Annotated in this window: 20 protein-coding genes; 13 read left to right on the top strand and 7 right to left on the bottom strand. The window is 66.7% G+C overall.

The genetic code is table 11. From position 1 onward, the window contains the following. Window positions 1–170 precede the first annotated feature (170 nt). Together ACQPYS_RS28840 and ACQPYS_RS28835 are read left to right on the top strand one after the other, a co-directional pair. A complete protein-coding gene (locus ACQPYS_RS28840) occupies window positions 171–809 on the top strand; it encodes a C40 family peptidase (protein ID WP_431941601.1) in 639 nt (212 codons plus the stop codon). A gap of 3 nt (window positions 810–812) precedes the next feature. Next, window positions 813–1,217, top strand: a complete 405-nt coding sequence (locus ACQPYS_RS28835) for an RNA-binding S4 domain-containing protein (RefSeq protein ID WP_063041963.1) — start codon at window positions 813–815, stop codon at window positions 1,215–1,217. A gap of 122 nt (window positions 1,218–1,339) precedes the next feature. Here ACQPYS_RS28835 and ACQPYS_RS28830 read toward each other — a convergent pair whose 3' ends face one another. Beyond that, a complete protein-coding gene (locus ACQPYS_RS28830) occupies window positions 1,340–3,295 on the bottom strand; it encodes an acyltransferase domain-containing protein (protein WP_433491340.1) in 1,956 nt (651 codons plus the stop codon). Between the two features lie 354 nt (window positions 3,296–3,649). On the opposite strand from ACQPYS_RS28830, the gene ACQPYS_RS28825 reads away from it, so the two are divergent. Further along, window positions 3,650–4,603 (top strand): MBL fold metallo-hydrolase, encoded by a 954-nt coding sequence (locus tag ACQPYS_RS28825; protein ID WP_433491339.1) that lies wholly within the window; start codon window positions 3,650–3,652, stop codon window positions 4,601–4,603. 135 nt (window positions 4,604–4,738) lie between these two features. On the opposite strand, the gene ACQPYS_RS28820 is transcribed toward ACQPYS_RS28825, so the two are convergent. Beyond that, window positions 4,739–5,716, bottom strand: a complete 978-nt coding sequence (locus ACQPYS_RS28820; RefSeq protein ID WP_433491338.1) for an NAD(P)H-dependent flavin oxidoreductase — start codon at window positions 5,714–5,716, stop codon at window positions 4,739–4,741. A gap of 331 nt (window positions 5,717–6,047) precedes the next feature. Between ACQPYS_RS28820 and fadD5 the strand changes: the two genes are divergently transcribed. Together fadD5 and ACQPYS_RS28810 are read left to right on the top strand one after the other, a co-directional pair. Continuing rightward, on the top strand, window positions 6,048–7,616 hold the full coding sequence (fadD5, locus tag ACQPYS_RS28815) for a fatty-acid--CoA ligase FadD5 (protein ID WP_433493151.1): 1,569 nt from the start codon (window positions 6,048–6,050) through the stop codon (window positions 7,614–7,616). Between the two features lie 142 nt (window positions 7,617–7,758). Continuing rightward, a complete protein-coding gene (locus tag ACQPYS_RS28810; protein ID WP_063042055.1) occupies window positions 7,759–8,352 on the top strand; it encodes a cysteine hydrolase in 594 nt (197 codons plus the stop codon). Window positions 8,353–8,459: 107 nt separating this feature from the next. On the opposite strand, the gene ACQPYS_RS28805 is transcribed toward ACQPYS_RS28810, so the two are convergent. Both ACQPYS_RS28805 and ACQPYS_RS28800 read right to left on the bottom strand, forming a co-directional pair. Then, window positions 8,460–10,844 (bottom strand): lysylphosphatidylglycerol synthase transmembrane domain-containing protein, encoded by a 2,385-nt coding sequence (locus tag ACQPYS_RS28805; RefSeq protein ID WP_433491337.1) that lies wholly within the window; start codon window positions 10,842–10,844, stop codon window positions 8,460–8,462. A gap of 322 nt (window positions 10,845–11,166) precedes the next feature. After that, window positions 11,167–12,540: an ABC1 kinase family protein gene (locus ACQPYS_RS28800; RefSeq protein WP_245664808.1), complete on the bottom strand. Its 1,374-nt coding sequence runs from the start codon at window positions 12,538–12,540 to the stop codon at window positions 11,167–11,169. Between the two features lie 99 nt (window positions 12,541–12,639). Here ACQPYS_RS28800 and ACQPYS_RS28795 point away from each other — a divergent pair, with 99 nt between their 5' ends. Next, window positions 12,640–13,431: a winged helix-turn-helix domain-containing protein gene (locus ACQPYS_RS28795; RefSeq protein WP_433491336.1), complete on the top strand. Its 792-nt coding sequence runs from the start codon at window positions 12,640–12,642 to the stop codon at window positions 13,429–13,431. 575 nt (window positions 13,432–14,006) lie between these two features. Here the strand turns inward: ACQPYS_RS28795 and ACQPYS_RS28790 are convergent. Together ACQPYS_RS28790 and ACQPYS_RS28785 are read right to left on the bottom strand one after the other, a co-directional pair. Then, window positions 14,007–15,134 carry an NAD(P)H-dependent flavin oxidoreductase gene (locus tag ACQPYS_RS28790; protein WP_063042540.1) on the bottom strand — a complete coding sequence of 376 codons (1,128 nt, stop codon included), beginning with the start codon at window positions 15,132–15,134 and terminating at the stop codon, window positions 14,007–14,009. 182 nt (window positions 15,135–15,316) lie between these two features. Beyond that, window positions 15,317–16,702, bottom strand: coding sequence for a hypothetical protein (locus ACQPYS_RS28785; protein WP_433491335.1), 1,386 nt, complete (start codon window positions 16,700–16,702; stop codon window positions 15,317–15,319). 292 nt (window positions 16,703–16,994) lie between these two features. Here ACQPYS_RS28785 and rpsF point away from each other — a divergent pair, with 292 nt between their 5' ends. From rpsF to ACQPYS_RS28755, 6 genes are all read left to right on the top strand, one after another. Beyond that, window positions 16,995–17,282: a 30S ribosomal protein S6 gene (gene rpsF, locus ACQPYS_RS28780; protein ID WP_063042545.1), complete on the top strand. Its 288-nt coding sequence runs from the start codon at window positions 16,995–16,997 to the stop codon at window positions 17,280–17,282. A gap of 96 nt (window positions 17,283–17,378) precedes the next feature. Further along, a complete protein-coding gene (locus ACQPYS_RS28775; RefSeq protein WP_431939365.1) occupies window positions 17,379–17,918 on the top strand; it encodes a single-stranded DNA-binding protein in 540 nt (179 codons plus the stop codon). A gap of 55 nt (window positions 17,919–17,973) precedes the next feature. Next, complete coding sequence (gene rpsR, locus ACQPYS_RS28770; RefSeq protein WP_030524534.1) at window positions 17,974–18,225, top strand: 30S ribosomal protein S18; 252 nt, start codon at window positions 17,974–17,976, stop codon at window positions 18,223–18,225. A gap of 18 nt (window positions 18,226–18,243) precedes the next feature. After that, window positions 18,244–18,699 carry a 50S ribosomal protein L9 gene (gene rplI, locus ACQPYS_RS28765; protein WP_357977320.1) on the top strand — a complete coding sequence of 152 codons (456 nt, stop codon included), beginning with the start codon at window positions 18,244–18,246 and terminating at the stop codon, window positions 18,697–18,699. A gap of 675 nt (window positions 18,700–19,374) precedes the next feature. After that, complete coding sequence (locus tag ACQPYS_RS28760) at window positions 19,375–23,283, top strand: replicative DNA helicase (protein ID WP_433491334.1); 3,909 nt, start codon at window positions 19,375–19,377, stop codon at window positions 23,281–23,283. 103 nt (window positions 23,284–23,386) lie between these two features. Next, a complete protein-coding gene (locus tag ACQPYS_RS28755) occupies window positions 23,387–24,298 on the top strand; it encodes a nucleoside hydrolase (RefSeq protein WP_433491333.1) in 912 nt (303 codons plus the stop codon). 180 nt (window positions 24,299–24,478) lie between these two features. Here the strand turns inward: ACQPYS_RS28755 and ACQPYS_RS28750 are convergent, their stop codons facing one another. Next, window positions 24,479–25,036: a sugar O-acetyltransferase gene (locus ACQPYS_RS28750; RefSeq protein ID WP_433491332.1), complete on the bottom strand. Its 558-nt coding sequence runs from the start codon at window positions 25,034–25,036 to the stop codon at window positions 24,479–24,481. 251 nt (window positions 25,037–25,287) lie between these two features. Here ACQPYS_RS28750 and ACQPYS_RS28745 point away from each other — a divergent pair, with 251 nt between their 5' ends. Continuing rightward, window positions 25,288–26,010 (top strand): hypothetical protein, encoded by a 723-nt coding sequence (locus tag ACQPYS_RS28745; protein WP_063042558.1) that lies wholly within the window; start codon window positions 25,288–25,290, stop codon window positions 26,008–26,010. Window positions 26,011–26,012: the final 2 nt, after the last annotated feature.

The following is a 26,012-nucleotide window of genomic DNA, read 5'->3' as shown; positions in this document are numbered from 1 at the left end:
TCGGCTGGACAACACCCGGGCGGCATCGTAACCTTCTTGTGACTTAGTGGAGTCGAGTCGTTTCGTAAGTGAGGCGGCGCCATTGGTCACCGCCGCAGTCGGCCGCCGCGAATAGAGCAGGACGCGCGACCGGAACGACGGGAGAGCACGAGGATCGGAGACGTAGCTCGGTGGGTAAGCACAGCTTGCAGCGAGAATCCAAGCTGCCTAATTCTGTCAAGGGCGCACTGGTCATGGGCACGCTGGCCGCGACTACGGGCACGATGCCCGCGATCGCCTCGGCCGCGACGACCACGATCGACGTCCCCGGCATCGGTAAGTTCGACGTCGAGGTACCGGACCAGTTCGCCAACCAGGCCGATCAGCTCAACCAGCAGCTGAACCAGGTCCTCGAACAGGCCCCCCACGCCATGCCCGCCGCTCCCGCGCTGCCCAACTTCGCGCCGCCCGCCCCGGTCCAGCAGACCCTCGGCGATATCGCGCTCGACGCCGCCAAGACCAAGGTCGGCGCCATGTACTCCTGGGGTGCCGCCGGCCCGGCCAACTTCGACTGCTCCGGCCTGGTCCAGTGGGCCTACAAGCAGGCCGGTATCAAACTGCCACGTACCAGCTTCGAACAGTCCCATGTGGGCGCGCCGGTGGCCTTCTCCAACCTGAAGCCCGGCGATCTCGTCATCACCAACGGTGGCGGTCATGTCGGCCTGTACGCCGGTGACGGTCTGCTGCTGAACGCCGTGCAGTCCGGTGAGCCGGTCTCCTACACCCACCTGTCCGCCGACGATGTGGTCACCGCGCGTCGTATCGTATAGCGGGTGAACCGAGCCGCGACCGAGCCGAACGACGGCACCATCCAGGCCCGGGTCGACTCCTGGGTCTGGGCTGTCCGCCTGTTCAAAACTCGGTCGGCTGCCGCAGCCGCCTGTCGGGGCGGTCATGTGCGTGTGAACGGGGCGACGGCCAAACCCGCACAGCCGGTACGTCCGGGCGACGAGATCCGGATCCGGAACCACGGTCTGGAGCGGATCGTCGTCGTGGAACGGGTGATCACAAAACGGGTAGGTGCTCCGATCGCCGCCCAATGCCTGATCGACCGCAGTCCACCGCCTCCGCCCAAGGAAGTGCTCGCTGCCCTGCCACAACGAGACCGCGGGACCGGGCGTCCGACCAAACGGGAACGTCGCGAAACCGACCGGCTGCTCGGCCGGACCGATCACTGAGCCCGCTCCCCGGCTCGGCGACCATCTGCTCGCCCAACGGTAGACCCGATCTCTATCCTCCGGCGTGGCCCACGTGCTCGGGCCGCGCCGGAGGTTCAGTGCTCGCGGGTACCGGCGGCGGATTACGGGGAGTCGGCGGTATCCGGATAGGTCCAGGGTCCGGCCGTCGTCGCCCCGGCGGGCCGGGGCGCTCCGACGACCGGGGTGGAGAACACGGCGATGAAAGCGACCGGGTCGGCCGCGGTGAGTTCGATGAGATGGGCCGCCGATGCCGAGATCCGGGCGAATCGACGTGCCAGCCGGCCCGCGTCGAGTGCCGGATCCGGTATCGAGTTCTCGGCCACCGCCTGCGGGGCCCTGGTCGCCGACCCCATCGGGATATCGACGGATACGGCGGCATCGACCACGGTGTCCTCGAAAACCTGTGCCGCATGGATCACTCCGCGGATGGTGCAGCCGGTTTCCCGGATATCGCGCAATGCGTTGTCCAGATCGTGGCGGTCGGCGGTATCGCAGCGCACCACCACAATCCGCTCTTCGAACCCCTCCAGCAGCGGCGGAACCGGCCGTGGTGACCGGGTCGGTACCACCACATCGCGTGCTCCGGCGGCGAGCAGACGGCGCACCATCACCGAGCCGAGGGCACCCAAACCACCACTGACGACGTAGGTTCCGGTCCGATCGATCATCATGGGCGGATCGAGCGCGACGCGCCCGGCCATGAAGCGAATAGCCCTATTGGCATCGACAACCCGCGTCCATGCGATGATATCTGTGGGTGGGGGGTCATCGGCGAGCCGTATCGATGCCAGCGTTCCGGCACCCGTGACCTCCGCCCGCAAATCCCCCCCGTTCGATCGCCGGCCGGGCTCGGCCGTGGCTGTGGATCCGACCGGTCGCGGTGACCGGTCCGACCGCGTAGCCGTGTCACGATCATCGAAAGATATTGTCGGGAAATCTGTTCCGATTCCGCACGGCCCCGGACGCCGCCCGGCCGGTGCGATCACAGCGGTGCCATCGCGCGGTTCCGGTTGTCCCTCGACACCGTTGCGGCCGTCCGCAGTCGCGGCCGTGCCCAGTGCGCGTGCCGCGTGGAACTGCGCGAGGCAGGTGAGGAAAGCGGTTCCCTCATCCGAGCTGTCCGCGGCTGCGTAGGTGGTGTGCGCGAACCGTGGTATCGCCCGGACCGCCGGTGCGAGCAGGGATTCCGGCCCGACCTCCAGAATCATCGCCATCCCGTCATCGGCCGCCCGCCGTAGCGCCGCATCGAGTTCCACGCGGCCGGTGAGGTTTTCGGCCCAGTATCCGGCGGACATACCGGCCGCGTCGACGACGGCGCCCGCGTGGGTACTGGAATACAACGGTAGGCGGGAGAGCCCGGAGCGAACCGGGCCGAGCTCGTCGAGGAATCGCGGTATCGCCTCGATCATGGCCGGGCTGTGCGCGGGATGATCCCGCGGGTGGCGGGCGGTGGCGATACCGCGGCGTTCCGCGCGGCGCACCACCACCTCCACATAGCGAGACGCGCCGGTGACCAGTACCGACCGCGGACCGTTGACCGCGGCGACCGTGACCTTGCCATCCAGCGGTCGTACCAGGCGGATCGCCTCGGACTCGGCGGTCAGTAGTTCGGCCGTCGCGCTCGAACCCGCCAGCCGGCCCGCCGCCCGGCCGCGCGTCACCACCACTTTCGCGGCCTCGGCCAGTGGCAGCGCCCCGGCGGTCACCGCCGCGGCGATCTCGCCGGGACCGTGACCGACGGCCGCATCCGGCCGCACACCCCACGCGGCGAGCAGTTCGGCGAGCGCGACCTGGTAGACGAACAGGCCGGGTTGGACGAACTCCGGATGTGCCGAAGGTTCGACGGTATCCGCGGCGAGCTCGAATCCGCCGGGCGGGCGGAAGCCGTATCGGGGAGTCCAGACCCGGGGCCCGCCGGCGGCGGCGACGGCGTCACCGGCCGCGGCGACCGCATCCGCGAAGACCGGATAGCGGCCGGCCAGCATACGGCCCATGCGCTCGTGTTCCCCGCCTTCGCCCGGGAACAGGAAGAGTACTCCCTGGGGTGAAGCGATCATCGTAGTGACATTGCGGAAAGCCGGACTGCCTGGCGGCCGTGGCGAGCGGATGGCCTCACGACTCGATTATGCCGGAGAAATCCGGGGATTCGGTTTGCCCGAAACTCCTGGCGCCGTGCGGCTTCCGTCGCCAACGGTCTGGACCGATCGACCGGTGGGATATCTGCGCGGCGGCGCGATCACCGTGCTCGGCGCGGCCGGCGTGTCTCCACCTGATCTAGCTTGCGCCGGTGCGATCCAGCGCGGAATACAGCGCGCCGCCGGAGACCGGCAGGTAGTGCGTGGTCGTGGTATCGCGGGGGACCCGCCCCGCTGTGGCTACTGGTTCCCGGGTCCGGCCGGTACCGTTGCCGTGTGGCCGATTCCGTGGACGGACGAACCCCCACTCTCCCGACTGTGCTGCGCTGCTGTGCGGCGCTGGCCGCCACCCCGGCGCGGCTGCTGCGCCCGCGGCGGCCTGATACCGATTTCCTGGCGCGGCTGGAATCCGCGCCGCTGCCCGCGGCCCGGGCGAGTGTGGAGTTGACCGTGCTCGTCCAGGGGCGGATGTCGGCGCCGACGACCATCGTCGCTGAGGGCGTGCGAAGTCTTGGGCATCTGCCCATGGCGATGGGCGCCTATATCGTCGAGCATCCCTCGGCGCGGTTCGTCGTGGACCCGGCACTGTGCGCACATGTCCACCGGCGGGTGTTGCCGGGGCTGCCCTTCCCGATTCCGTCACTGGTGGCGCCGGACGAACCGGTCCTCGGGCTGGCGGACGCACTGGCCGCACGCGATCTCGACCCCGCCACTGTCGATTTCGTACTGCCCACCCACCTGCACTGGGATCATATTTCCGGGGTGCTCGAACTGCCGAATTCGGTGCCGGCGCGGTTGCCGTCCGCGGAACTGGGCTGGGCGCTGCGGGGTCCGCACGCGCCGACCGGTGTGGTGCGGGGGCCACTGGAGGGCCGGTCGCTGGAACCGCTGGAGCTCGACGGTCCGCCGGTGCTCACCTTCGCGCGCAGCCTGGATCTGTTCGGGGACGGTTCGGTACTACTCGTGGACCTGGCCGGGCACACCCCGGGCAGTATCGGCGTCCTGCTGGCCACGAGTGACGGACGCCGGGTGCTGCTCGCCGGCGACTCGGTATGGAACCGGCTGCAGATCGAACTGATCCGGGAGAAGGCGCCCATGCCCGGGCGATTGTTCGACGCCGACCGCGATATCGCCTTCGAGACCATCCACCGGCTGCACGCGCTGCCGGACGGTATCGAGGTGGTCGCCGCGCACGACTACGACGCGGTGGCCGCGCTCGCGGCGCGCTGAACCCGACGGCCCGGCGGGCCGGAGAGTGCGGGAAGCCAACCTTTCCCGGATGGCTTCCCGCGTTTCCTGCGTCGGATCGAATCGCCATTGGTCCGACGGAGGCGCAGGGGTTCCGGTGCGGGGAACCGGCCCGATTCAGGCCGAAGCGACGAAACCGGCCAGCCGCGCGCTGATCAGTTCCTCGGCCTCGCCGACCATGCGGCCGATGAGTTCGGCGCAGCTCGGGATGTCCTCGATCAGGCCCTGGCACAGCCCGACCGACCAGATACCGGCGTCGAGGTCGCCCTCTTCGAAAACGCGCCGGCCGCGGGCACCGGACACCAGTTCGCGGACATCCTCGAATTTGCCGCCGGCCTTCTCGATCTCGACCACCTTGCGGCTCACCTCGTTGTCGGCGACCCGGGCGGTGTTGTGCATGGTGCGGAAGATCAGCTTGGTATCACGCTCGGAGTTGGCGACGATCTGCTCCTTGACCTTCCGGTCGATGGAGGACTCCTCGGTGCACAGGAACCGGGTCCCCATGTTCACGCCGTCGGCGCCCAGCGCCAGCGCCGCGACCAGGCCGCGGGCGTCGGCGATACCGCCGGAGGCGATGATCGGAATGGTCAGTGCGCGGGCCGCGGCGGGAATGAGCACCAGGCCCGGTACATCGTCTTCGCCGGGATGCCCGGCGCATTCGAAGCCGTCGATGCTGACCGCGTCCACGCCGATCTTCTGGGCTTTGAGGGCGTGCCGGACGCTGGTGCATTTGTGCACCACCTTGATCCCGGCCTCGTGGTAGGTGGGCAGAAACGGCTCGGGGTTGCTGCCGGCCGTCTCCACGATCTTGATCCCGCTGTCCACGATCGCCCGCGCGTACTCCTCGTACGGCGGCGGGTTGATCGAGGGCAGAATGGTCAGGTTCACCCCGAACGGCTTGTCGGTGAGTTCGCGCGTGCGCTCGATCTCGCGCCGGAGGTCGTCGGGCGTGGGCTGGGTCAGTGCGGTGATGAAACCGAGCCCACCGGCGTTCGCGACGGCTGCGACGAGTTCGGCCCGGCCGACCCACATCATCCCGCCCTGCACGATCGGGTGTTCGATACCGAAGGTCTCGGTGAACCTGGTCCGCAGCATCGGTGCTCTCCTCTACTTTCGCGGATAGTCCGCGTCTGCTGCATGGTGCCACGGGTGTCATCGCCCGATCAACCCTGGAAGTGAGTCGTGATTCGCATATGTGATCGTATCTCGCGTAGCTGGATGACGTGCGCAGCGGCCAGTATCACCCCAAATACACGCTTCAACGAGCGCGGACTCTCTCCTCGGGTGGGTTCCTCGGGATTAACCGCTATTCGTGCCCGATTTCCTTGCCGGTGCTGATGTGAATTGTTATTCTGCCGACATGTTCACACTGCGTGTGGCGCCGGACACTCCGGCGGTACGCGCGGTACCGAGAGGAGTACGTGGGATGTCCACCGGTGCGCAGGCCCTCGCCGAGCCGATCAGATCGCGTCGCAACCACTGGAACAACCAGCTCGCCACGCATGCGGTCATGCGGCCCGACGAGGTGGCACTGCGTTTCCGCGGTGCCGACACCACCTGGCGGCAATTGCACGAACGGTCGCAGAAATTCGCCGACGCCCTAGCGCGCCGCGGCGTCGGCCTCGGCGACCGGGTCCTCATCCTGGCTCTCAACTACCCCGAGTACCTGGAGGCCGTGTTCGGGATCAATGCCCTGGGTGCCATCGCGGTCCCGGTGAACTTCCGGCTCACTCCGCCCGAGGTCGCCTATATCGTCGGCGACAGCGGTGCCAAGGCCGTGGTCACCGATACCGTGCTGCAGCCGCTGGCCACCGCGGTACAGGGCCAGGCGCCGGGCCTCGAGCACTGCTTCGTCATCGGCGGTACCAGTGCCGACGGGGTCGTCGGCTTCGCGGACGCGATCGCCGAGACTGGGGATGCGCACACCCCGCTCGACATCCCCGAGGACACGCCGTGCCTCATCATGTACACCTCGGGCACCACCGGCAGCCCGAAGGGCGCCATCCTCTCCTACGGCAATATGAACTCCCAGGCGCTCACCTGTATCCGCGCGCTGCAGCTCGAGCAGGAGTCGATCGGTTTCTGCACCTCGCCGCTGTTCCATATCGCCGGACTCGGCAGCCTGGCACCGGCTTTCCTGCTCGGCGCGAAGACGGTGCTGCATCCGCTGGGCGCCTTCAGCGCGACCGAGTTCCTCGACGCCGTGGAGGCCGAGCAGGCCACCTCCGCGTTCTGCGTGCCCGCCCAGTGGCAGCTGATCTGTGACGAGCCGACCGTCAAGCAGCGCAAACTCGCGCTGCGGGCGCTGAGCTGGGGTGCCGCGCCCGCCTCGGACACCGTGCTGAAGGCGATGGCCGACGCGTTCCCCGATGCCTTCAATGTCGCGGTGTTCGGGCAGACCGAGATGTCGCCGATCACCTGTGTACTCGAAGGCAAGGACGCCATCCGCAAGCTCGGTTCGGTCGGCAAGGTCATCCCCACCATCCAGGCCCGCATCGTCGACGACGAGATGAACGATGTGGCGCCCGGCGAGGTCGGTGAAATCGTCTACCGCGGCCCCACCATGATGTCGGGCTACTGGAACAAGCCGGAGGCGACCGCGGATGCGTTCGCCGGCGGGTGGTTCCACTCCGGTGATCTGGTCCGCCAGGATGATGAGGGCTTCGTCTACGTCGTGGACCGCAAGAAGGACATGATCATCTCCGGTGGCGAGAACATCTACTGCGCCGAGGTGGAGAACGTCCTGTTCTCGCATCCGAAGATCCGTGAGGCCGCGGTGATCGGCAAAGCGCACGAGAAGTGGGGCGAGGTACCGGTCGCGGTGGTCGCGCTCAACGATCCGGCCGACGCTCTCACCCTCGCGGAACTGGAATCGTTCCTCAACGAGAACCTGGCCCGCTACAAGCATCCGAAAGAGCTGGTGCTCGTGGCGGAACTGCCGCGCAATGCCAGCGGCAAGGTCGTGAAAGTCGAACTGCGCAAGCTCGATTCGTAGGTAACGTTTCACGTGAATCATGCGCCGGATCGGTTCCGCCGATCCGGCGCACAGCCGCGCCGGGGACTCCGGCGCGCCCGGTGGCCAGCATTTATCCCGGGCAGTGGTGCGCCCCGCGAGCGCATGGTCGATCATCTACGCCATGTCGGATCAACATGCTGCAGTCCTCGCCCTGCACTGGCAGGTGAACGTTATTCGGCCGGAAGGGTTCTTCGGCCCGATGCTGGCCGAACCGGTGGCCGCCAGCGGAGTGGTGCAACGGGCCGCGGACTTCCACAAACAGGCGGCAGAGCTGGGACTGCCGGTTATCTGCACGCGGTTCATCGTCCCGGAAGGGGAAGGGCGGCTGGTGCGCAATACCGGGTTCATGCAGTCGGTCGGGGCCGCCCAGCACGAATTCCGCCCGGACGCTCCGGGAAGCCGGCTGATCGACGAGATCGCCGGACAGGCCGACCGCATCGTCGACAACCAGAAGCTGTCGGGGCTGGCCGGTAACGATCTGCCGCGCTGGCTGGTCGAGAACGATATCGACACGCTGTTCCTGACCGGCGTTGCCACCAACCTCACCGTCGAGCAGACCGCACGCCACGGCACCGACCTCGGTTTCACCGTCTATACGGTCGCCGACTGCGTGGCTGCCGCCGATCACCAGGTGCACACGGCCTCCCTGGCCAATATCGCACTTGTCAGCGCCGGCCTCCGCACCAACGCAGACGCCTTCGACGACCTCGATTGACCTTCCGCCGGTCGAGGTGCAGGTCTGCGTAGATCCTCCGTCTACTCCGGAGGGTCTGCATCCGTGGTCGGGCCCGCCCCGCCGGAGGCGGGGCAATCGAACACGCCTCAGATCATGTTCTTCTCGGTCATCCACCGCATCACCTGCCAGCCGCAGAACACCGGGATCCAGCAGGTGAGCACCCGGTAGAGCAGCACCGACGGCACCGCGACCGCGGCGGGAAGACCGAATGCGGCCAGACCGCCGATCAGCGCGGCCTCGACCGCGCCGACACCGCCCGGTGTCGGCGCGGCCGAGGCCAGGGTGCCGCCGATCATCGTCACGATGGTGACGGTGATGAAGGTCGTACCGCCGCCGAACGCCTGGACACTGGCGAACAGCGCGAGCGCCTGCCCGAGGGTCAGGGCCGCGCAGCCGAGCACGATGATCACGCAGCGTTTCGGGTCGCGGGCCAGCAGCGCCAGCTCGCCGACGACCTCCTGCACCTGCGGGAGTACCGAATTATTGAGCCAGCGACGCAGTTTCGGCACGAACATGAAAGTACCGACGATCCCCACCCCGACTCCGGCGATCAGATAGAGGATAGTCGGCGACGGTACGAAATGTGAGAGGTCGGCCGAGGTCCCGGCGGCCACGCTGAACAGCACCAGCAGCCCGATATGCGTGCAGACCTGCACAGCCTGCTGCAATGCCACCGCGGCCGTGGCCCGCACCGCGCCGACTCCGCCCTTCTGGAGGAAGCGCACGCTCAGGGCCAGTCCACCCACCCGCGCGGGAGTGGTGGTGGCGGCGAAGGTGTTCGCGATCTGCATGAGGACCAGCGGCCAGTACTTCACCACACTGGACGCGCAGGCCCACAGGGCCGCGGCCGTACCGAGGTAGGTCAGCGACGACAGCGCCAGGCCGGCCAGGGCCCACCACCAGTTGGCCTCTTTGAGCTGGGTGAAGAAGGTCGGTACCGCGCTGATGAACGGGTAGGCCACATAGACCAGGCCGATCAGCAACACCAGTTGGATGAGGCTCTTCCGGCTGAACCGGGTGATCTGCTCGGCTTCGATCCGGTCCTCGCCGGTCTGGGTGCGGACCTCTTCGCGGGCAGCCGACACCACCGATTTCCAGTCCGGGATGGATTTCCGGATCCCGCCCGGCATGGCGAATTTGGTGAGCCGGCGCGAGGCGGTGAGCACGGTCCGCTCGCCGAGCACGCCGATCGCCGACCGCACGGCTGCCGTGGCGCCGAAAACCGCGGTCATCGAAACCAGCAGTTGGGCGATATCGGATTGCAGCTGTGCGTCGGAGGCACACAGTTCCGCCGCGGTGAAGCCACCGAACAGCGCACCGTCGGATCCTATCCGGATCTCGGCGGGCCGCAGTTCACCGTGCGCGATCCCGCGTTCGCGCAGCACAGTCAGCGCCCGCCACACCGAATCGAGGGCCGCGGTATCGGCGGGATCCTGTTCGATCGAGCGTCCGGCCGGCAGCGTATGCGCGTACAGCATCCAGCCGCGCGGCAGTCCGGCGACCGTGACCGGTCGGTGCGCGGCCAGGCCGAGTTCGGCCAGCGCGATCGCCATCAGCGCGCGATGCTCGACCGCGCGATGCATGGAACCGTGCAGCGGCGCGGTTTCGCTGGAACGGAAGGTCAGCCAGCGCCACAACTGGCGCAGCGCGCTCAGCGAGCGCTGATTCTTGCCGTACAGTTCGACCACCAGCGCCCGCTCGCGTTCCTCCACGGTCGCCGAGAGCAGCAGCGCGCCGGGACCGGCCGGCCGAACGACGGTGAACCGGGTGACGGTGTAGTCGCGGCGGGCCAGCTGGCGCACCGCCGCGTCCAGCGGTACCTCCAGCGCCGGAGTACCCACCAGCAGCACGATCACCGCGCCGACCAGCCAGCCGACCACCAGGCCGAACATGGCGCGGGCCGGAACCACGGTGCTGACCACCAGGTGGATCGGTGCGAACGCCAGCAGCAGCACCCACAACCAGCGTCGTGGCCGCACCGGCAGCCACGGGCTGGAGACGGTGAGCACCGCGGCCAGCATGGCGATCCAGCGGGGGTCGTCCAGGAACTGCTGCAGGAAGGTTTTGTCGTCCAGATTCTCCGGCACCTGCAGGTGCCACTGTGGGGCCGACAACCCACTCGGTGTGATGGACAGCAGCAGGACCGCGGTGAGCCCGGCGGTGGCGTAACCGGCGAGCAGTTTCCATTGCCGGCCGAACGCCAGTTCCACCAGGATCGCGAACGGCAGGATGAGGATGACGATCCCGTACAGCAGATAGACCAGGTTGGACTGGTCGGGGTTGAGGAATCCGACGATATTGGAAACCGAACGTTCCAGTGCCAGCCACTCGGGCCGGGTGATCAGGGAACCGGCGATGACGACAGCCACGCCGACGGCCGCGAAGACGACACGCAGAATATCGCTGGTCCGCCGCGTGAGCGGCTGGAGGAGACTGCCCGTGACCGGGATCTCCCGCCCATCGACTCGCATGTCGTATCGGTACTTTCGGATCGAGGTGACGCTGACGGGCCGGTCACGCCCACCAGCAGGTGAGTATGCAGGAGCCCGAGCCGGACGATACACACCAACACGCTGTCAGAATCCAGGGGTGAGTGGTGATCAACGCATCTGTTTCGTAGGAGATTCTTTCGTCGCCGGCGTGGGCGACCCGCAGGCTCTGGGCTGGACCGGGCGGCTGACCGCGCACGCCCGGGCCGCGGGCAGGATAAATAGGATATTTTTTACGTAAATTAGGTTTCTTCACCGGAAAATGTCCCAGACGGTGAGCTGGTCGTATCCGGCCGGTGGCGTGTCAGTTCGCCGATACGCCTGGTGCCGGAGCGCGCCGCATGACCGCGAAGACGTCCCCGAGCTCGGGCACCGACCGTTCCAGTTCGTCACCGAAATCGCATTCGCATTCCAGCTGGCTCAAGGTGCCGACCATGGTGAGTGCGGCCCGCGCGAACGGAGTGCATTCCGGCGGCAGGGTCAGCTCCCGCATCACATTCGACAACCGCAGGGCGGTGGTACGCAGCACCTGCTTGCGCAACCACGGTGTGGTGATACGGAACCGCGGATGCCGTACCGGTTCCGCGCAGGCCGACAGGGCCGCGTCGAGTGCCACCGCATCGAAGGCCCGGCCCGGCAGCGCGAACCCGTGCGTCCGCACCGCCGTCTCCACCGCGGCCGGGCCACCGTTGCAGATCGCGTCGCACATCTCGACCACCAGCCGGGTGAAACCCGGATGCGGCCACGGCGCGCACGCACCGAAATCCATTACCCCCAGCCGCCCGTCGGCGAGCAGCCGTAGATTGCCGGGATGCGGGTCGCAGTACAGCAGCCCGTGCTCCTCCCATCCGGTCAGCACGAACCGCATCATCAGCTCGCCGACCCGGTCCCGCTGTGCCCGGCTCCCGGACTCGATGAGCCGGGTGGCCGGAATCCCGTCGAGCCATTCCGAGACGAGTACGTCGCCGCGCTGTGCCAGTACCTCGGGCACCCGGAATTCGGCACTGTCGGCATACGCCCTCGCGAACGCCCGCTGATTATCGGCCTCGGCCGCGTAATCCAGCTCCGCCCGCACGCTCTCGCAGAGTGCCTCGGTCACCGATTTCACATCCGCGCCCGGCAGGAACACCGACGCCAAGGTCGAGATCCGCCGCAGTTGCACCAGATCCGACTCCACCGCCGCCCGGGCGCCCGGATACATCACCTTCACCGCGACCGCGCGCCCGTCGCGCCAGACCCCCCGATGCACCTGGCCGATCGAGGCGGCGGCGGCCCGCCGATCGTCGAACTCGCGGAACAGTGCCCGCCAGTCCGGCCCCAGATGTTCGGCCAGTACGGCGTGCACGGTGGCGGGCAGCATCACCGGCGCCGAATCCTGTAACCGGGCCAGGGCGGCCTGGTACGGGGCGGCGATATCGCGAGGCAGTGCCAGCTGGTAGATCGCCAGCAGCTGGCCGAGTTTGGCCGCGCAGCCCTTCAGTTCACCCAGCACCGCGAACATGTGCTCGGCGGTCCGGGACTGGATATCCCGGTTCACCTCCTGCGCCGAACGGCCGAACGCCCGGCGGCCCGCGCCCGCCGCCTGCCGACCCGCGAACGCGACCGGAAGTGCTACGAGCTTGGCGCTGCGCAGCGCCCGCCGCACCGGCGGCGCACCAGGATCACGTCGACTGCTCATACCTCATCCCCAGAAGCGATTCGCCAGTTCTCCTGTGCAGTCTGGCATATTTGCGCCTAGACTGTCTGGGACGTATCAGCTGCCGAGAAAGGTGCATCCATGGGATCCCGCACGGTGGTCGCCGACGTCGCAGACGAACTGGCGCGTCGCGTCGCCGCAGGGGAATATCAGCCGGGTGGGCTGATGCCCTCGGTCCGGCAGGTCGCCGAGGAATTCGAGATGAACCGGGCCACCGCCCAGCTCACCCTCGGCCGGCTGGAGTCCTACGGATTCGTCGAGGCACGGCGCGGTAAGGGTTTCACCATCCGTGAGGTCCGCGCGGCCGGCGGTCTCGACGTCTACCGGCACCTCTTCCGGTTCTCCATCCCGATGCCCGAGGTCGCGATCGAGATGTTCCGCGATATCGTCGAGGTCGAGCGCGGCATCGTCATGGACGCACTGCTCTCCTACACCGGTCTCGCCCACGGTGCCGCCGCCGCGGCCGGCGTCGACCTCGCCGAACTGAAAGTCGAGATCGACACCCTGGAAACGCTGGCGCGGCTGGACGTTCCCGACTATCGGCGCATTCTCGCCATCGAGATCGGCGTGGTTCGCAAACTGCTGGTGGCTCTCGAATCGAGTATGCAGCGCGCCATCCTGAACTCCATCGGCGAAATGGTGCTCGAAGTTCCCGAGGCCGTCGACGCCTACTTCGCCGGCGCCGCCGATCTGCACGTCCTGGTGTGGCGGGCATTGATCGCGGTCTGGGAATCGGAATCCGGCCCCACCCCGGCCCAGCTGGCGCTGTTCGAGGACCTGTTCGGGATGTACCACAACAAGGTCATCGCCCGCTTCGAGGAACTACTCGGCACCGACGCCGAAGCCGAAGAAGTTCACGCGGCCACCGCCTGAACGAATTTGCGCGACGACCGGAGGGCCGAATCCGGCGGGTCTCGCGGTGGCGCAAGTCCACATGCCGATCCGCCGTTCGATGCCGACGCAACCCTATGCGTCGAGTTTTGCGAGACACCTCAAAGGGTTGAGGCCCGTCTCGCCGTTTCGGCCTCGAAGCGCATGCGATGTGCGGTGAGCCGCCCATAGAGTGCGACCATTGAGCACCTTCGGCCAAGGCTCGAGGCCGAATCGGCGAGACCAAGGGGGCCTCAACCCCGCGGCGCCGGAGGCGCCGCCAAAGACACAGCACCTTCACGAGCAAGCTCACAACCCCACCTTTGCCGGTGAGCTCACTCGCGAAGATGGAGGGGTGGGCTCACTCGCGAACGGCGCTGTGTTTTCTGCGGCGCCGCGAGGATTGAGGCCCCCTCAGGTCAACCCCCGCTTGCGTGGGCAGGGCCTTCGCCCAACGGCGCCCATTGTCGCTATCCACGCCGGTTCCAGTCGTACAAGGCTACAGACGAGAACGCCGCCAGAAGGACTTCTGGCGGCGTTCTGCTTTCGGCTTCCGGATAGCCGACTCCGCGGTGCGATCAGATATCGCCGTTGAGTTTGTTCAACCGCTCGCAAGCCGTGACGTACTCCTCGACCAGCCGGTTCATAATGTCGGCCGAGCGTTCCGTCTTGTTCATCATGCCGACCACCTGGCCGACCGGGTTGAAGTTGACGTCCTTGGCGGCTTCCGGATAGCGGTGGCCGCGCTTCACGCCGTCCAGGGCCACCATCATCTGCAGCGGCATGGGCAGCGGGTCGGGGGTGTCGGCGGATTCCCAGGCGTCGGTCCAGTCGTTGCGCAGCATGCGGGCCGGTTTGCCGGTCCAGGCGCGGGAGCGGATGGTGTCGTGGCTGGTGGCGTCGATGTAGGTCTTCATCTGGGCGGGGGGCACATTGGCCTCTTCCACGGTCAGCCAGATGGAACCGGTCCACGCGCCCGCGGCGCCCATCGCCATCGCGGCGGCGACCTGGCGGCCGTCGCCGATGCCGCCGGCCGCGAGTACCGGCAGATCGCCTACGGCGTCGATGACCTGCGGCCACAGCACCAGCGAGGAGACCTCGCCGCAGTGGCCGCCGCCTTCGGTGCCCTGGCAGACCACGAAGTCCAGGCCGGCGTCCTTGTGGTTCAGCGCGTGTTTCACCGAACCGCACAGTGCGCCGATCAGCCGGCCGGATTCCTGGATCTGGGAGACGAACTCCGGCGGCGGGGTGCCGAGCGCGTTGGCGACCAGCTTCGCTTTCGGATGCCGCAGGATCACCTCGACCTGCGGCGCGGCCGTGGTGGCGGTCCAGCCGAGCAGTTGCGGGTGGACCTCCTCTTCGGGGAGCTTCGGCACGCCGTGGTCGGCGAGGATCTTCTCGGCGAAGTCGCGATGCCCCTGCGGGACGTGTTTGGCGAGTTCGGTCTCGAGCTGTTCGGGCGACAGGCCATCGATGCCCTTGCCCTCGTATTTGGAGGGGATGACGAGGTCGACGCCGTAGGGGTTGTCGCCCACGTGTTCGTCCAGCCAGGCCAGTTCGACCTCGAGCTGTTCGGCGGTGAAGCCGACCGCGCCGAGTACGCCGAGACCGCCGGCGTTGCTGACCGCGGCCGCCACATCGCGGCAGTGGGTGAAGGCGAAGATGGGGAACTCGATCCCCAGCCGGTCGCAGATATCGGTACGCATGGCGGTGGCTGTCTCCCTATGCCTGGAACAAGTTACATAATTGCCGCGCGGCGGCTGATCGGGCCGCTGTCACCCTTGTGGCCCGAATACGGCGAACACCTCCGATAACGGTGGTCGGCGCAGCGGGACGCGACGGGTGTCATACCTTGAATGTAACACGTTCTAGTTTTATTGGAACCGGTTCAGTCGCGCGGCCCCGGTCCGGCCACCGGTGTCGCCGCCGCCGGATCCGCGGCATGGGTGCCCGGTGTCCGCACCGGGACTCTCAGGAAGACCCAGAACAACACCACCAGCAGGGTGGCCCGGCCCCAGACACCGAATCGGACCACCGCCTCCATCAGCTCGACCGAATGCCCGGTCCCCATCGTGTAGAAGTAGCGGAAGACGCCCACCCCGATCGCTATATCGGCGACCAGGTAGCCCCACACCACCGGCCACGGGACCGCCAGCAGCACCAGGAACGGGATAAGCCAGAGGGTGTACTGCGGCGAATGCACCTTGTGGAACAGCAGGAACCCGCACAGCATCGCCCCGCTGACACCGAGCCAGGGGTACACACCGGAATGGGTGTACCGCAGCCACCCGGCCCCCAGTGCCACGGCGAACGACGCGATGATCAGTGTCGGCGAGGCGACCGACACGACCTCGGTGAACGCGGCGCTGCTCAACGGGTCGGCGCCGAACAGCGGCCGCAGACCCCAGTACCAGATCGAGTTGGTGGTGATATCGGCTTCGCGCTGCTGCTGGAACTCGATCGAGGCCCGCCAGCCGTCGAACCCGGCCAGCGCGAACGGCATATTGACCGCCACCACCGTGCCGCACGCGGCGGCCGCGGTGCCCAGTGCGCCGGTCACATCCGGACGTTCGCCCGGCCCCGCCCGCCCTCGCTCCCCGCCGGTCAGCACATACAGCAGCAGCGGGATCACGAAGATCGCCGGATAGATCTTGAAACAGAACCCGAGGCCCAGCAGTATCGCCGCCACCGCCCCACGAGCGCGTAACGGCCAACGGGTGGTGGCCACGACCGCGGCGGCCGCCACGGTCGTGCACACCACCGGTAGTTCCCAGTTGTGGTACGCGTACAGCACCAGCGGCGGCCCCGCGGCCCACAGCAGGGCGGCCCGCCCGGCCAGCCTGGCCAGCAGCCAGGCCGTGACCAGTGCGAACGGTGTAAGTAGCAGCGCCGAATGGAGTAGGAAGGTCGCGTCGTTGTGGGCCCCCAGCGCGCCGAGCCACATCAACAGCCCGCTCAGGACCGGGTATTCCACGGCACCGCCGGTAAGGGTGCCGTCGGCGGTGATCCCCCCGTGCACGTAGGGAAAAATATGCTGATCGATATCGCGGCCCAGCCACAGGAACTGGATATCGGAATAACAGACCCGGGCATCCTTGACGTAATCGAAAGCGGCACTGCGACCGTCGGCGCGGAAGGGGGCTCCGGCGCAGCGCGCCTTGTTGAGAAATGCCACCGCGAGGGTCGCGCCGCACAACAGCACAACCATGAGAACGGCGGTACCGCGACCGACGCGATCGGCCCCGGGCACACGCACGGCCGGTCCGATCGACATACCGACACACTAGTGGGCTCCGCCACGTGCCGCCGCGTGATCGTATCGGCACCGGTCGCCGGATGTACCCACGTTCGACCAGGTCGGAAGGGGTGCGAAAAATGGTGGAAAGCGACCGCGTGCCGACCGCGGAATTGCATTTCGTGACTTCGCCGGCGAGCCCGTCACGATGCCGAAGATCGATTTCGTTTCCTACGGCCCACTCGGGTACTCTTGCCCGGTTGCTGACGCGACGACCCTCCTGCCACGGACCGTCCGTGGCCGAACCCAGACCACAGGAGGTGATTGGTTCGTGCGTCATTACGAAGTGATGGTCATCCTCGATCCGAGCATGGACGAGCGCACCGTCGGACCGTCCCTGGAGAATATGCTCGGCGTTGTCCGCACCGAGGGCGGCAAAATCGACAAGGTCGATATCTGGGGCCGTAAGCGCCTCGCCTACGAGATTCGTAAACAGGCCGAAGGCATCTACGCGGTGATCGATCTGACCGCCGAGCCCGCCACGGTGAACGAACTCGACCGCCAGCTGGGCCTCAACGAGCAGGTGCTGCGCACCAAGGTTCTGCGCAACGACAAGTAGTCCCGGCGCTACCGCCGTTTCGTCGGAGCCTGTCTCTAGGCTCTAGCGCAACAGGCGAGTGCACCCGGACTGCACACCGAGCAGGAGGAACCCCCCATGGCAGCTGGCGATACGGTAATCACGGTCATCGGAAATCTGACGGCCGATCCCGAGCTTCGATTCACGCCCGCGGGAGCGGCGGTGGCCAATTTCACCGTGGCCTCCACGCCCCGCATTTTCGACCGTAATACCAACGAGTGGAAAGACGGCGAAGCGCTGTTCCTGCGCTGCAATATCTGGCGCGAGGCCGCGGAGAACGTCGCCGAGAGCCTGACCAGGGGATCCCGCGTGATCGTCAGCGGCCGGCTCAAGCAGCGCTCCTTCGAAACCCGTGAGGGCGAGAAGCGCACGGTCGTCGAGCTCGAGGTCGACGAGGTCGGCCCGTCGCTGCGGTACGCCACGGCCAAGGTCAACAAGACCAGTCGGGGTGGCGGCGGTGGTGGATTCGGTTCCAATAGCGGCGGTGGTGGTAACCACAACGCCGGAAACGGTGGCGGTGGACGGTCCGAGCAGGGCGCTGCGGACGACCCGTGGGGTAGCGCGCCCGCGGCCGGCTCCTTCGGGGGCGGGCGGATGGACGATGAACCGCCGTTCTGAGACGGCCCGCATCGGCCCGCGACAGCGGGCCACCAAGAATACGGAGTGAACGAAAATGGCCAAGGCACCGGCGCGCGAAAAGGTGCTCAAGAAGAAGGCTTGCGCTTTCTGCAAGGAGAGCAAGTCCGGCATCGTCGACATCAACTACAAAGATGTGCCGCTGCTGCGCAAGTACGTCAGTGAGCGTGGCAAGATCCGCGCTCGCCGGGTCACCGGCAACTGCGTACAGCACCAGCGCGATATCGCCATCGCGGTGAAGAACTCGCGTGAGATGGCGCTGCTGCCCTACGTTTCGACGGCTCGCTGAGAAAGGTCGGTCAAGCATATGAAGCTCATTCTGACTGCCGATGTGGACAACCTCGGCGCTCCCGGCGACACCGTCGAGGTCAAGGACGGCTACGGCCGTAACTACCTGCTGCCCCGTGGGCTGGCCATCGCCGCCAGCCGCGGTGCGCAGAAGCAGGTCGAGGGAATCCGCCGGGCCCAGGAGGCCCGCCGGGTGCGCGACCTCGGCCATGCCAACGAACTGAAGCAGGCGATCGAGGGCCTCGAAGGGGTCTCGCTGTCGGTCAAGACCGCCGGCACCGGCAAACTCTTCGGTTCGGTCACCCAGTCCGATGTCGCCGCCGCCATCAAGTCGGCCGGGGGCCCGGTGCTGGACAAGCGCAGCATCGAACTGCCGAAGTCGCATATCAAGGCCACCGGTAAGCACCAGGTGACCGTCCATCTGCACCCGGACGTAGCCGCGAAGTTCGCGCTGGAGGTCGTGGCCGCCGGCTGAGCCGGCCCACGCAAACATACCCGGAAACCGGGGATCACGTCTGCTCGGCCATGGGTAGACGTGATCCCCGGTCGGTTGTGCTGTACGACAGCAATCCTTGGTTAGCCCGATGATTGCCGCAATTCTTGTGACGGCGGTGCCTGCATATTCGTAGGCGGCACCGCTTCGAGTGGGGGTGTCTTATCCACAAGATGTGAGTCCTGTGGATCGATCACGAAACCAACCGGACGTAATGTGACCCAGCTCATATCTGTTCGTCTGTCTGTCAACTCAACACGCCCGGATGTTCAACATCGCCGACACGCCGAGGCTTTGTTTATCCACACTGCGCGGTCGCGGAAAATCTGGGTCTAGCTGGGTATTTTCCGGGGCTGACCTGCGTTTCCCTCAAGTTATCCACATGTTGTGCACAACCTGAGGTGAACTATCCCCAGGTTATCCACAGGTATGTGCACAGGCGTGGTTGGCATGTGGATAGAACCTCGCTTAGGTTCATCGCAGCACCATGTGCGACACCCCGCACGACGCGGGGGTGCGGTTCTCTCTGGGTGATAGCTGGTACGCCTGACCACTGGTCACCGGTGCCTCGGCGTCCCGGCGAACCTGTCGGACCCGTGGGGTAGAACCGGTCGTCGAAGGGTGCGTCCGGTCAGAAGGAGAGGACGGTCGAGTCGGATGGCAGTCGTCGATGACCGCGGGCACACGGACTTCCCGCCGGAGCCCCCCGGCGAGGATTTCGGGCGCCAGCCGCCACACGATATGGCGGCCGAACAGTCGGTGCTCGGCGGCATGCTGCTCAGCAAGGATGCCATCGCCGATGTGGTCGAAGTACTGCGCTCCGGAGATTTCTACCGGCCCGCCCATCAGGCCGTGTACGACGCCATTCTCGATCTCTACGGGCGCGGCGAACCCGCCGACCCGGTCACTGTGGCCGCCGGTCTGGACCGCAGCGGGGAACTGAAGCGCATCGGCGGCGCCCCGTACCTGGTCACCCTCACCCAGACCGTCCCTACCGCGGCGAACGCTGGTTTCTACGCCGAGATCGTCGCCGAGAAGGCCATCCTGCGCCGACTGGTGGAAGCGGGCACCCGCATCGTGCAGTACGGCTACGCGGGCGCCGACGGCCAGGACGTCGCCGAGGTGGTCGACCGCGCCCAGGCCGAGGTCTACGAGGTCACCGAACGCCGGACCTCCGAAGATTTCCTCCCGCTGGAAGATCTCCTCCAGCCCACCATGGACGAGATCGACTCCATCGCCTCCCGCGGCGGTATCTCCCTCGGTGTACCGACCGGATTCTCCGAACTCGACGAACTCACCAACGGCCTGCACCCCGGTCAGATGATCATCGTCGCCGCCCGGCCGGGTGTCGGTAAGGCGCTGGCTTTGGATACCCCGCTCCCCACGCCGGACGGCTGGACCACCATGGGCGAGGTGCGGGTAGGGGACCGGCTCATCGGTGCCGATGGCAAGCCCACCCGGGTCGTGGCAGCGACCGACGTGCTGGCGGGCCGCCCGTGTTACGAGGTCGAGTTTTCCGACGGCACTGTCATCGTCGCCGACGAACAGCATCAGTGGTTGACCGAGACCAGGGCTTCGCGGCGATCCGCGCAACAGGCCGACACCGGGTACAACCGCTACCGCAGCCAGAAGACTTTCGCCGCCGTACGCACCACCGGGGAGATCGCGGCCACCCTGCGCTGTGCCACCGCCGACCGCCGGATCAACCACTCGGTCACGAATGCCCGGCCGCTGCAACTGCCCGCACGTGATCTGCTCGTCCCGCCCTACACGCTCGGTGCCTGGCTGGGCGACGGAACTGCCGCAGCCGCTCAGATAACCTCGGCTGATCCCGAAATCATCGCCTGTATCGAAGGGGAGGGCATCGTCGCTGTTCCTTCCGCTTCGGCGAAGCTCCGCTATCAACTGCGGTTGCCGGACGACGAGCCGGTGGTCCAACGGCTGTGCGTGGTATGCGGCACGCCGTTCACGCCGTTCACCACCGAAGTGCGGACCTGTGGCCGATCCTGCGGCGGGCGGGCTCGGTTCGTATCCTCACCCGTTTCCGCCCCGGCCTGCCCGCGATGTGGCGAGCGCTCGATCGGGCTGCGGATGTGTCAGGTGTGCCGTAACAGGTTCGGGAGCGTACAGGCGCGGCTACGCACGATCGGCGTGCTCGGAAACAAGCACATTCCTGCCGAGTATCTGCGCGCCTCGGAAGCGCAACGCCGCGCACTGCTCGCCGGATTGCTCGATACCGACGGCACCGTCACCGGGGGCGGGTCTGTCCAGTTCTCGGTTACCGACGAGCGCCTCTTCGCAGATGTTCGCGAACTCGTCGTCGGCCTGGGATACCGCTGTGGCGTCTCGACCAAAGCGGTACGTGGACGTACACGTGAACGGTCGATTGCCTACACGCTCACCTTCGCCACGGACGATGAGGTGTTCGGCCTGTACCGGAAGGCGCTTCTGCACAAGGAGCGCCGGGCGGTCTCCGGCACCAGCGGGCCCTGTTCACGATTCATTGTCGATGCCCGCCGGATCGACTCCGTCCCCGTCCGGTGCGTCGAGGTCGACAACAATGCCCATATGTATTTGGCCGGGCGTTCGATGGTGCCGACCCACAACTCGACGCTCGGCATGGATTTCATGCGCAGTGCCTCGATTCGGCACGGGCTGGCGAGTGTGATCTTCTCGCTGGAGATGAGCCGGACCGAGATCGTCATGCGCTTGCTGTCGGCCGAGGCGAAGATCAAGCTCGGGGATATGCGGGCCGGCCGGATGAGCGACGACGACTGGACCAAATTGGCGCGGCGGATGAGCGAGATCAGCGAAGCACCGCTGTTCGTGGACGATTCACCGAACCTCACCATGATGGAGATCCGGGCCAAAGCACGGCGGCTGAAACAGCGCCACGACCTGAAACTTGTTGTGGTGGACTACCTGCAGCTGATGACCTCGGGCAAGAAGGTCGAATCCCGGCAGCAGGAGGTCTCGGATTTCTCGCGAAATCTGAAACTGCTGGCCAAGGAGCTGGAAGTTCCCGTTATCGCGATCAGTCAGCTGAACCGTGGTCCGGAACAGCGCACCGACAAGCGCCCGCAGGTCTCCGATCTACGCGAATCGGGATGTCTGCCGGCTTCTGCCCGGATACTTCGGGCGGACGATGGCGCAGAGGAAACTCTCGGTGAGTTGCTGGCCAGTGGAGAACAGCCCTTGGTCTGGTCGCTCGATGAACGTATGAGGCTGGTCGCGCGGCCGATGGTCAAAGTGTTCCCCAGCGGCCGCAAAGAGGTTTTCCTTGTTCGCTTGGCCTCTGGACGTCAGGTCGAAGCAACCGGAAATCACCCCTTCCTCACTGTCGACGGTTGGATACCGTTGGAGCGACTGTCCATTGACGACCGTGTCGCGACCCCGCGTAGCATGCCGGAGCCGGTCTGCACCGAGCGAATGCCGGACGCGGAGGTCGTGCTGCTGGCTCATATGATCGGCGATGGTTCCTGTATCCGTCGGCAGCCGATCCGGTACGCGAGTATCGACGAAGAAAATCTCGCAGCCGTAACCGAGGCAGCACGGCATTTCGGTATCACTGCAGTCCGAGATGAGTACCCGGCAGCTCGGGTGACGACACTGCGGCTGCCTGCGCCGTACCGCCTCGCCCGAGGCAAGCGGAATCCTATCGCCGTCTGGTTAGAAGACCTCGGGCTCTTCGGACTGCGCAGCTATGAGAAGTTCATCCCACGACAAGTATTTGCATTGCCGACAGACCAGGTCGCGTTGTTCATCCGGCATCTGTGGGCAACCGACGGTTCGGTCCGCTGGGATTCTTCGGGACGCCAGGCGCGCATCTATTACGCCTCCACCAGCCGTCGGCTTATCGACGACCTCGATCGGCTCCTCTTGCGCTTCGGAGTGCACGGCCGGATAAAAGCGACTCGGAAGCCGGGCTACCGCGTGTGCTGGCACCTGACAGTGGACGGTGCCGAAAACCAGACCGTTTTCCTCCGGGATATCGGCGTGCACGGAGCTCGTGGGGTGACCGGCAGTATCGCTCTCCGTCACCTGGCGGCCGTGGCGGGGAATGTCAACGTGGATACGGTGCCCAAGGAAGTCTGGTCGAAGGTCCGCACGTTACTCGCGACCAAAGAGATGACACACCGTGAATTTGCGGCTGCGAAGAACTCCAGATTCTGCGGGTCCACGATGTGGAAACGCTCGCCCAGCCGCTCTCGACTCGCCCGCGTCGCGGACGTGCTGGAAGACGCCGATATCGAGATGCTGGCGACGAACGACGTTTTCTGGGACAGAATCGTGGAGATCACCAGCCTCGGTGAACAGGAGGTCTTCGACGGCACAGTCCCCGGTACCCACAACTTCGTCGCGAATGGGGTATCGCTGCACAACAGTCTCGAGCAAGACGCGGATATGGTCATCCTGCTGCACCGGCCGGACGCCTTCGAGCGCGACGATCCGCGCGGCGGCGAAGCGGACCTCATCGTCGGCAAGCACCGTAACGGGCCCACGGCGACCATTACCGTCGCCCACCAGCTGCATCTGTCGCGGTTCGTCGATATGGCCCGCGGCTGAGCCTCGCTACGACGAACGCGAAATGGGTGCCGACGACGAAAATTCTGGACCGCGGAGACGACCGTGGTCCCCAAGGCCTGTGGTGTGAGCAATGGCCGGCCGCATGCGCAGTTCGGATAGCGAAACTCTATGGGCGTCTACACCGTTGATCCTCGATGCGGATATCGGGAGCGCACCCGATAGCGCGATCACCGTCGCGATCGCGGCCGCTCAACCCAACCTTTCTCTGGTCCTTACCAGTGACGAACGTGCCGGCCGGCGGGCACGGCTGGCGCGGCACCTGCTCGATCTCCTGGGCCGCACCGATGTTCCGGTCGTCGCCGGGCGCGAACTCGATGGCGAAACTATCTGGACAGCCGGCGACTCGACACCCGCGGAATCTGTCATCGAGGAGACTGGAGTCGGCGCTGCCGTCGAGGCTGTGCTGTCTCGTCACAATGGCGAGGTGTCCTGGGTCGGGTTGGGACCGATGTCCAATCTCGCCGACCTGCTCTCGACGAACCCCGAGGTCGGTCACCGCCTGGCCGTCACACAGGCCGGCGGTGGCAGCCGCTTTTCCCCGACTCCGGCCGAACGCAATATCGCACTCGACATACCCGCTGCCCACACTGTTCTCTCCGCGGGTATTCAACCGACAATCGTTTCGTCCGCCGTGGCTGTATTCATCTTCAACACCGAGACCGTGGACACCACCGGCTACCGGATCCTGGCGCGGACAACCAATCCCATATCGGTACTTCTGCGCAGCCAGATGGACCAATGGTTCGCCCGGTTCAGCCCCTACAACGACCAATACGGCCCCTTGACGCTGGCACTGGCGTTGGGCGCCGACTTCATCGAAACAGAGCCGGCGAACATCGAGCTGGACAGTTCCGGTCGCATGCAGATAGGCCGACACCCGGTCACCCGGGCCCACCACGTCAACTACGTGGCACTCGGACACTGGTTCACCTACCAACTCGCAGAGATAGAAAGATACGGCGTGGTCAGATACCAACGGACTCCCGATTGGTGAACCCGATCCATCAGCCTGCGCAGTCCGCGCCGACGACGAGGGGCTGCCGATCCTGGTCGTCGCCGAGGAGGGCGAAGTCCTCATCGGACGGCGGCACGGAGCCGGTCGACACCACCGTGCCGCGCTTCGTCGCCGCGTCACCCGTGCGATAATGCGGGCGCTCGGCCGTTGAATGTTCTGCTAGAGATCCCGGATGACGCGGCAGGGATTGCCGGCGGCGAAGACGCGGGGCGGGATATCGCGGGTGACCACGCTGCCCGCGCCGATCACCGAGTCCGCGCCGATGGTGACTCCGGGGCAGACGATGACGCCGCCGCCCAGCCAGGTGTTGTCGCCGATGGTGATGGGTGCGGCGGATTCCCAGCCGGCCCGCCGGAGTTCGTGGTCCTCCATAGGGTGCAGCGGGGTGAGGATCTGGGCGCCGGGGCCGATCGCGACATCGTTTCCGATGGTGACGGGGGCGCAGTCGAGGATCACGGTGTCGTAGTTGAGGAAGGTGTTGCTGCCGATTCTGGTCAGGTAGCCGTAGTCGCAGCGGAAGGGCGGCATGATCACGGTGCCCGCACCGCACTCGCCCAGCAGCTTGCCGAGGATTTCCTGCCGTTCGGTCTCGGCATCGGGGGCGGTGTCGTTGTAGCGGGCGGTCAGTGCGTGACAGGCGCGGCGTTCCGCGACGAGTTCCGGGTCGTTGCCGCGATAGAGGTCGCCGCGCAGCATACGTTCCTTATCGGTCGCCATGGACTCGATACTGCCGAATCGGCGCGGTGCCGGGTGGCGAACCTGCCGGCCGGGTGCCGACGGGTCGGCGGGGCCGTGCGGCTGCGCGGTCCGGGTCTCGGCGAAGTACCGGCGCGCTGTGCTGTGCGTGACGCCGCACGGTCACGTGTGGCGTACGTCGCAGCGGGGGCCGGTCGCGGTCGGGGTAGATGCTTTCTCAGTTCACGGACGTAGGCTTGAGGTGTAGCGTCCGCTCGTCCAGGAGGACGGCAATGTTCGAGAGTCCGCGAACGATCGCCGGCACCGAGCCGGTGCTGCCGGCGGGCGCGGGCGCGGAGCGATTCGCCGGGCACGGAGTGATGGGGCAGCCGTTCGCCAGTGGCCATTACCTGGCGTTCCGGCATTTCGCCGCCAGCTCGGTGGGGCCCGGATACGAATCGGTCTGGCACCGGAACCCGGACCGGGAATGGGTCATCTACAGCAGTGTCGCACCGGAGACCAGTTGTGTGCGGTACTACGGTGCCGCGCTCGTGGACGCGCGGGTCGCGGATATCTCGGTGACCTGGACGGGACCCTTCGCGTTGACGGTGACGGTGCCCGGCACGCTGGTCTGGGATATCGAGTTGGGGCGGTCGCCGGCGACGACGGCGATGACGGCGCTGGGCAGCGTGCTGCCCGCGGCGCTGTGGCGCGACCCCACGATGCTGTCGGTCATGTCGCGGGTGGCGGGCCCGGCGCTCGGCGTGGGGCAGGTGCGGTTGCGTGGCACCACCCCGAACGGGCAATGGTTCCGGCTGAATCCGCGGATGCTGTGGACGGTCGAGCACACGGTGGCCCGGATCGGCGGCGTCGATATCGGCCCGCCCGGACCGTTGGCCGAGCAGACGGCGCTCGGTGACTTCCGGTTACCGCAACGTGGCATGTTCGCGGTGGGTCAGGCGTATTTCGAGCGGTACGACGCCGCGCGGCACGAGGCGGGAACACCGAGGACTTGACG

This window comes from Nocardia grenadensis, assembly GCF_050942415.1.
Taxonomy (GTDB): domain Bacteria; phylum Actinomycetota; class Actinomycetes; order Mycobacteriales; family Mycobacteriaceae; genus Nocardia; species Nocardia grenadensis.
Note: the sequence above shows the minus strand (reverse complement) of the source record. Positions and strands in the feature narration are given on the sequence as shown.

Bases quoted from the DNA above. Each gene is read 5' to 3' on its own strand.
- ACQPYS_RS28830 (WP_433491340.1), bottom strand. From the start codon at position 3,295: ATGATCGCTTCACCCCAGGGAGTACTCTTCCTGTTCCCGGGCGAAGGC.
- ACQPYS_RS28820 (WP_433491338.1), bottom strand. From the start codon at position 5,716: ATGCTGCGGACCAGGTTCACCGAGACCTTCGGTATCGAACACCCGATC.
- fadD5 (WP_433493151.1), top strand. From the start codon at position 6,048: ATGTCCACCGGTGCGCAGGCCCTCGCCGAGCCGATCAGATCGCGTCGC.
- ACQPYS_RS28810 (WP_063042055.1), top strand. From the start codon at position 7,759: ATGTCGGATCAACATGCTGCAGTCCTCGCCCTGCACTGGCAGGTGAAC.
- ACQPYS_RS28805 (WP_433491337.1), bottom strand. From the start codon at position 10,844: ATGCGAGTCGATGGGCGGGAGATCCCGGTCACGGGCAGTCTCCTCCAG.
- ACQPYS_RS28800 (WP_245664808.1), bottom strand. From the start codon at position 12,540: ATGAGCAGTCGACGTGATCCTGGTGCGCCGCCGGTGCGGCGGGCGCTG.
- ACQPYS_RS28795 (WP_433491336.1), top strand. From the start codon at position 12,640: ATGGGATCCCGCACGGTGGTCGCCGACGTCGCAGACGAACTGGCGCGT.
- ACQPYS_RS28790 (WP_063042540.1), bottom strand. From the start codon at position 15,134: ATGCGTACCGATATCTGCGACCGGCTGGGGATCGAGTTCCCCATCTTC.
- ACQPYS_RS28785 (WP_433491335.1), bottom strand. From the start codon at position 16,702: ATGTCGATCGGACCGGCCGTGCGTGTGCCCGGGGCCGATCGCGTCGGT.
- ACQPYS_RS28775 (WP_431939365.1), top strand. From the start codon at position 17,379: ATGGCAGCTGGCGATACGGTAATCACGGTCATCGGAAATCTGACGGCC.
- rpsR (WP_030524534.1), top strand. From the start codon at position 17,974: ATGGCCAAGGCACCGGCGCGCGAAAAGGTGCTCAAGAAGAAGGCTTGC.
- rplI (WP_357977320.1), top strand. From the start codon at position 18,244: ATGAAGCTCATTCTGACTGCCGATGTGGACAACCTCGGCGCTCCCGGC.
- ACQPYS_RS28760 (WP_433491334.1), top strand. From the start codon at position 19,375: ATGGCAGTCGTCGATGACCGCGGGCACACGGACTTCCCGCCGGAGCCC.
- ACQPYS_RS28755 (WP_433491333.1), top strand. From the start codon at position 23,387: ATGCGCAGTTCGGATAGCGAAACTCTATGGGCGTCTACACCGTTGATC.
- ACQPYS_RS28750 (WP_433491332.1), bottom strand. From the start codon at position 25,036: ATGGCGACCGATAAGGAACGTATGCTGCGCGGCGACCTCTATCGCGGC.
- ACQPYS_RS28745 (WP_063042558.1), top strand. From the start codon at position 25,288: ATGTTCGAGAGTCCGCGAACGATCGCCGGCACCGAGCCGGTGCTGCCG.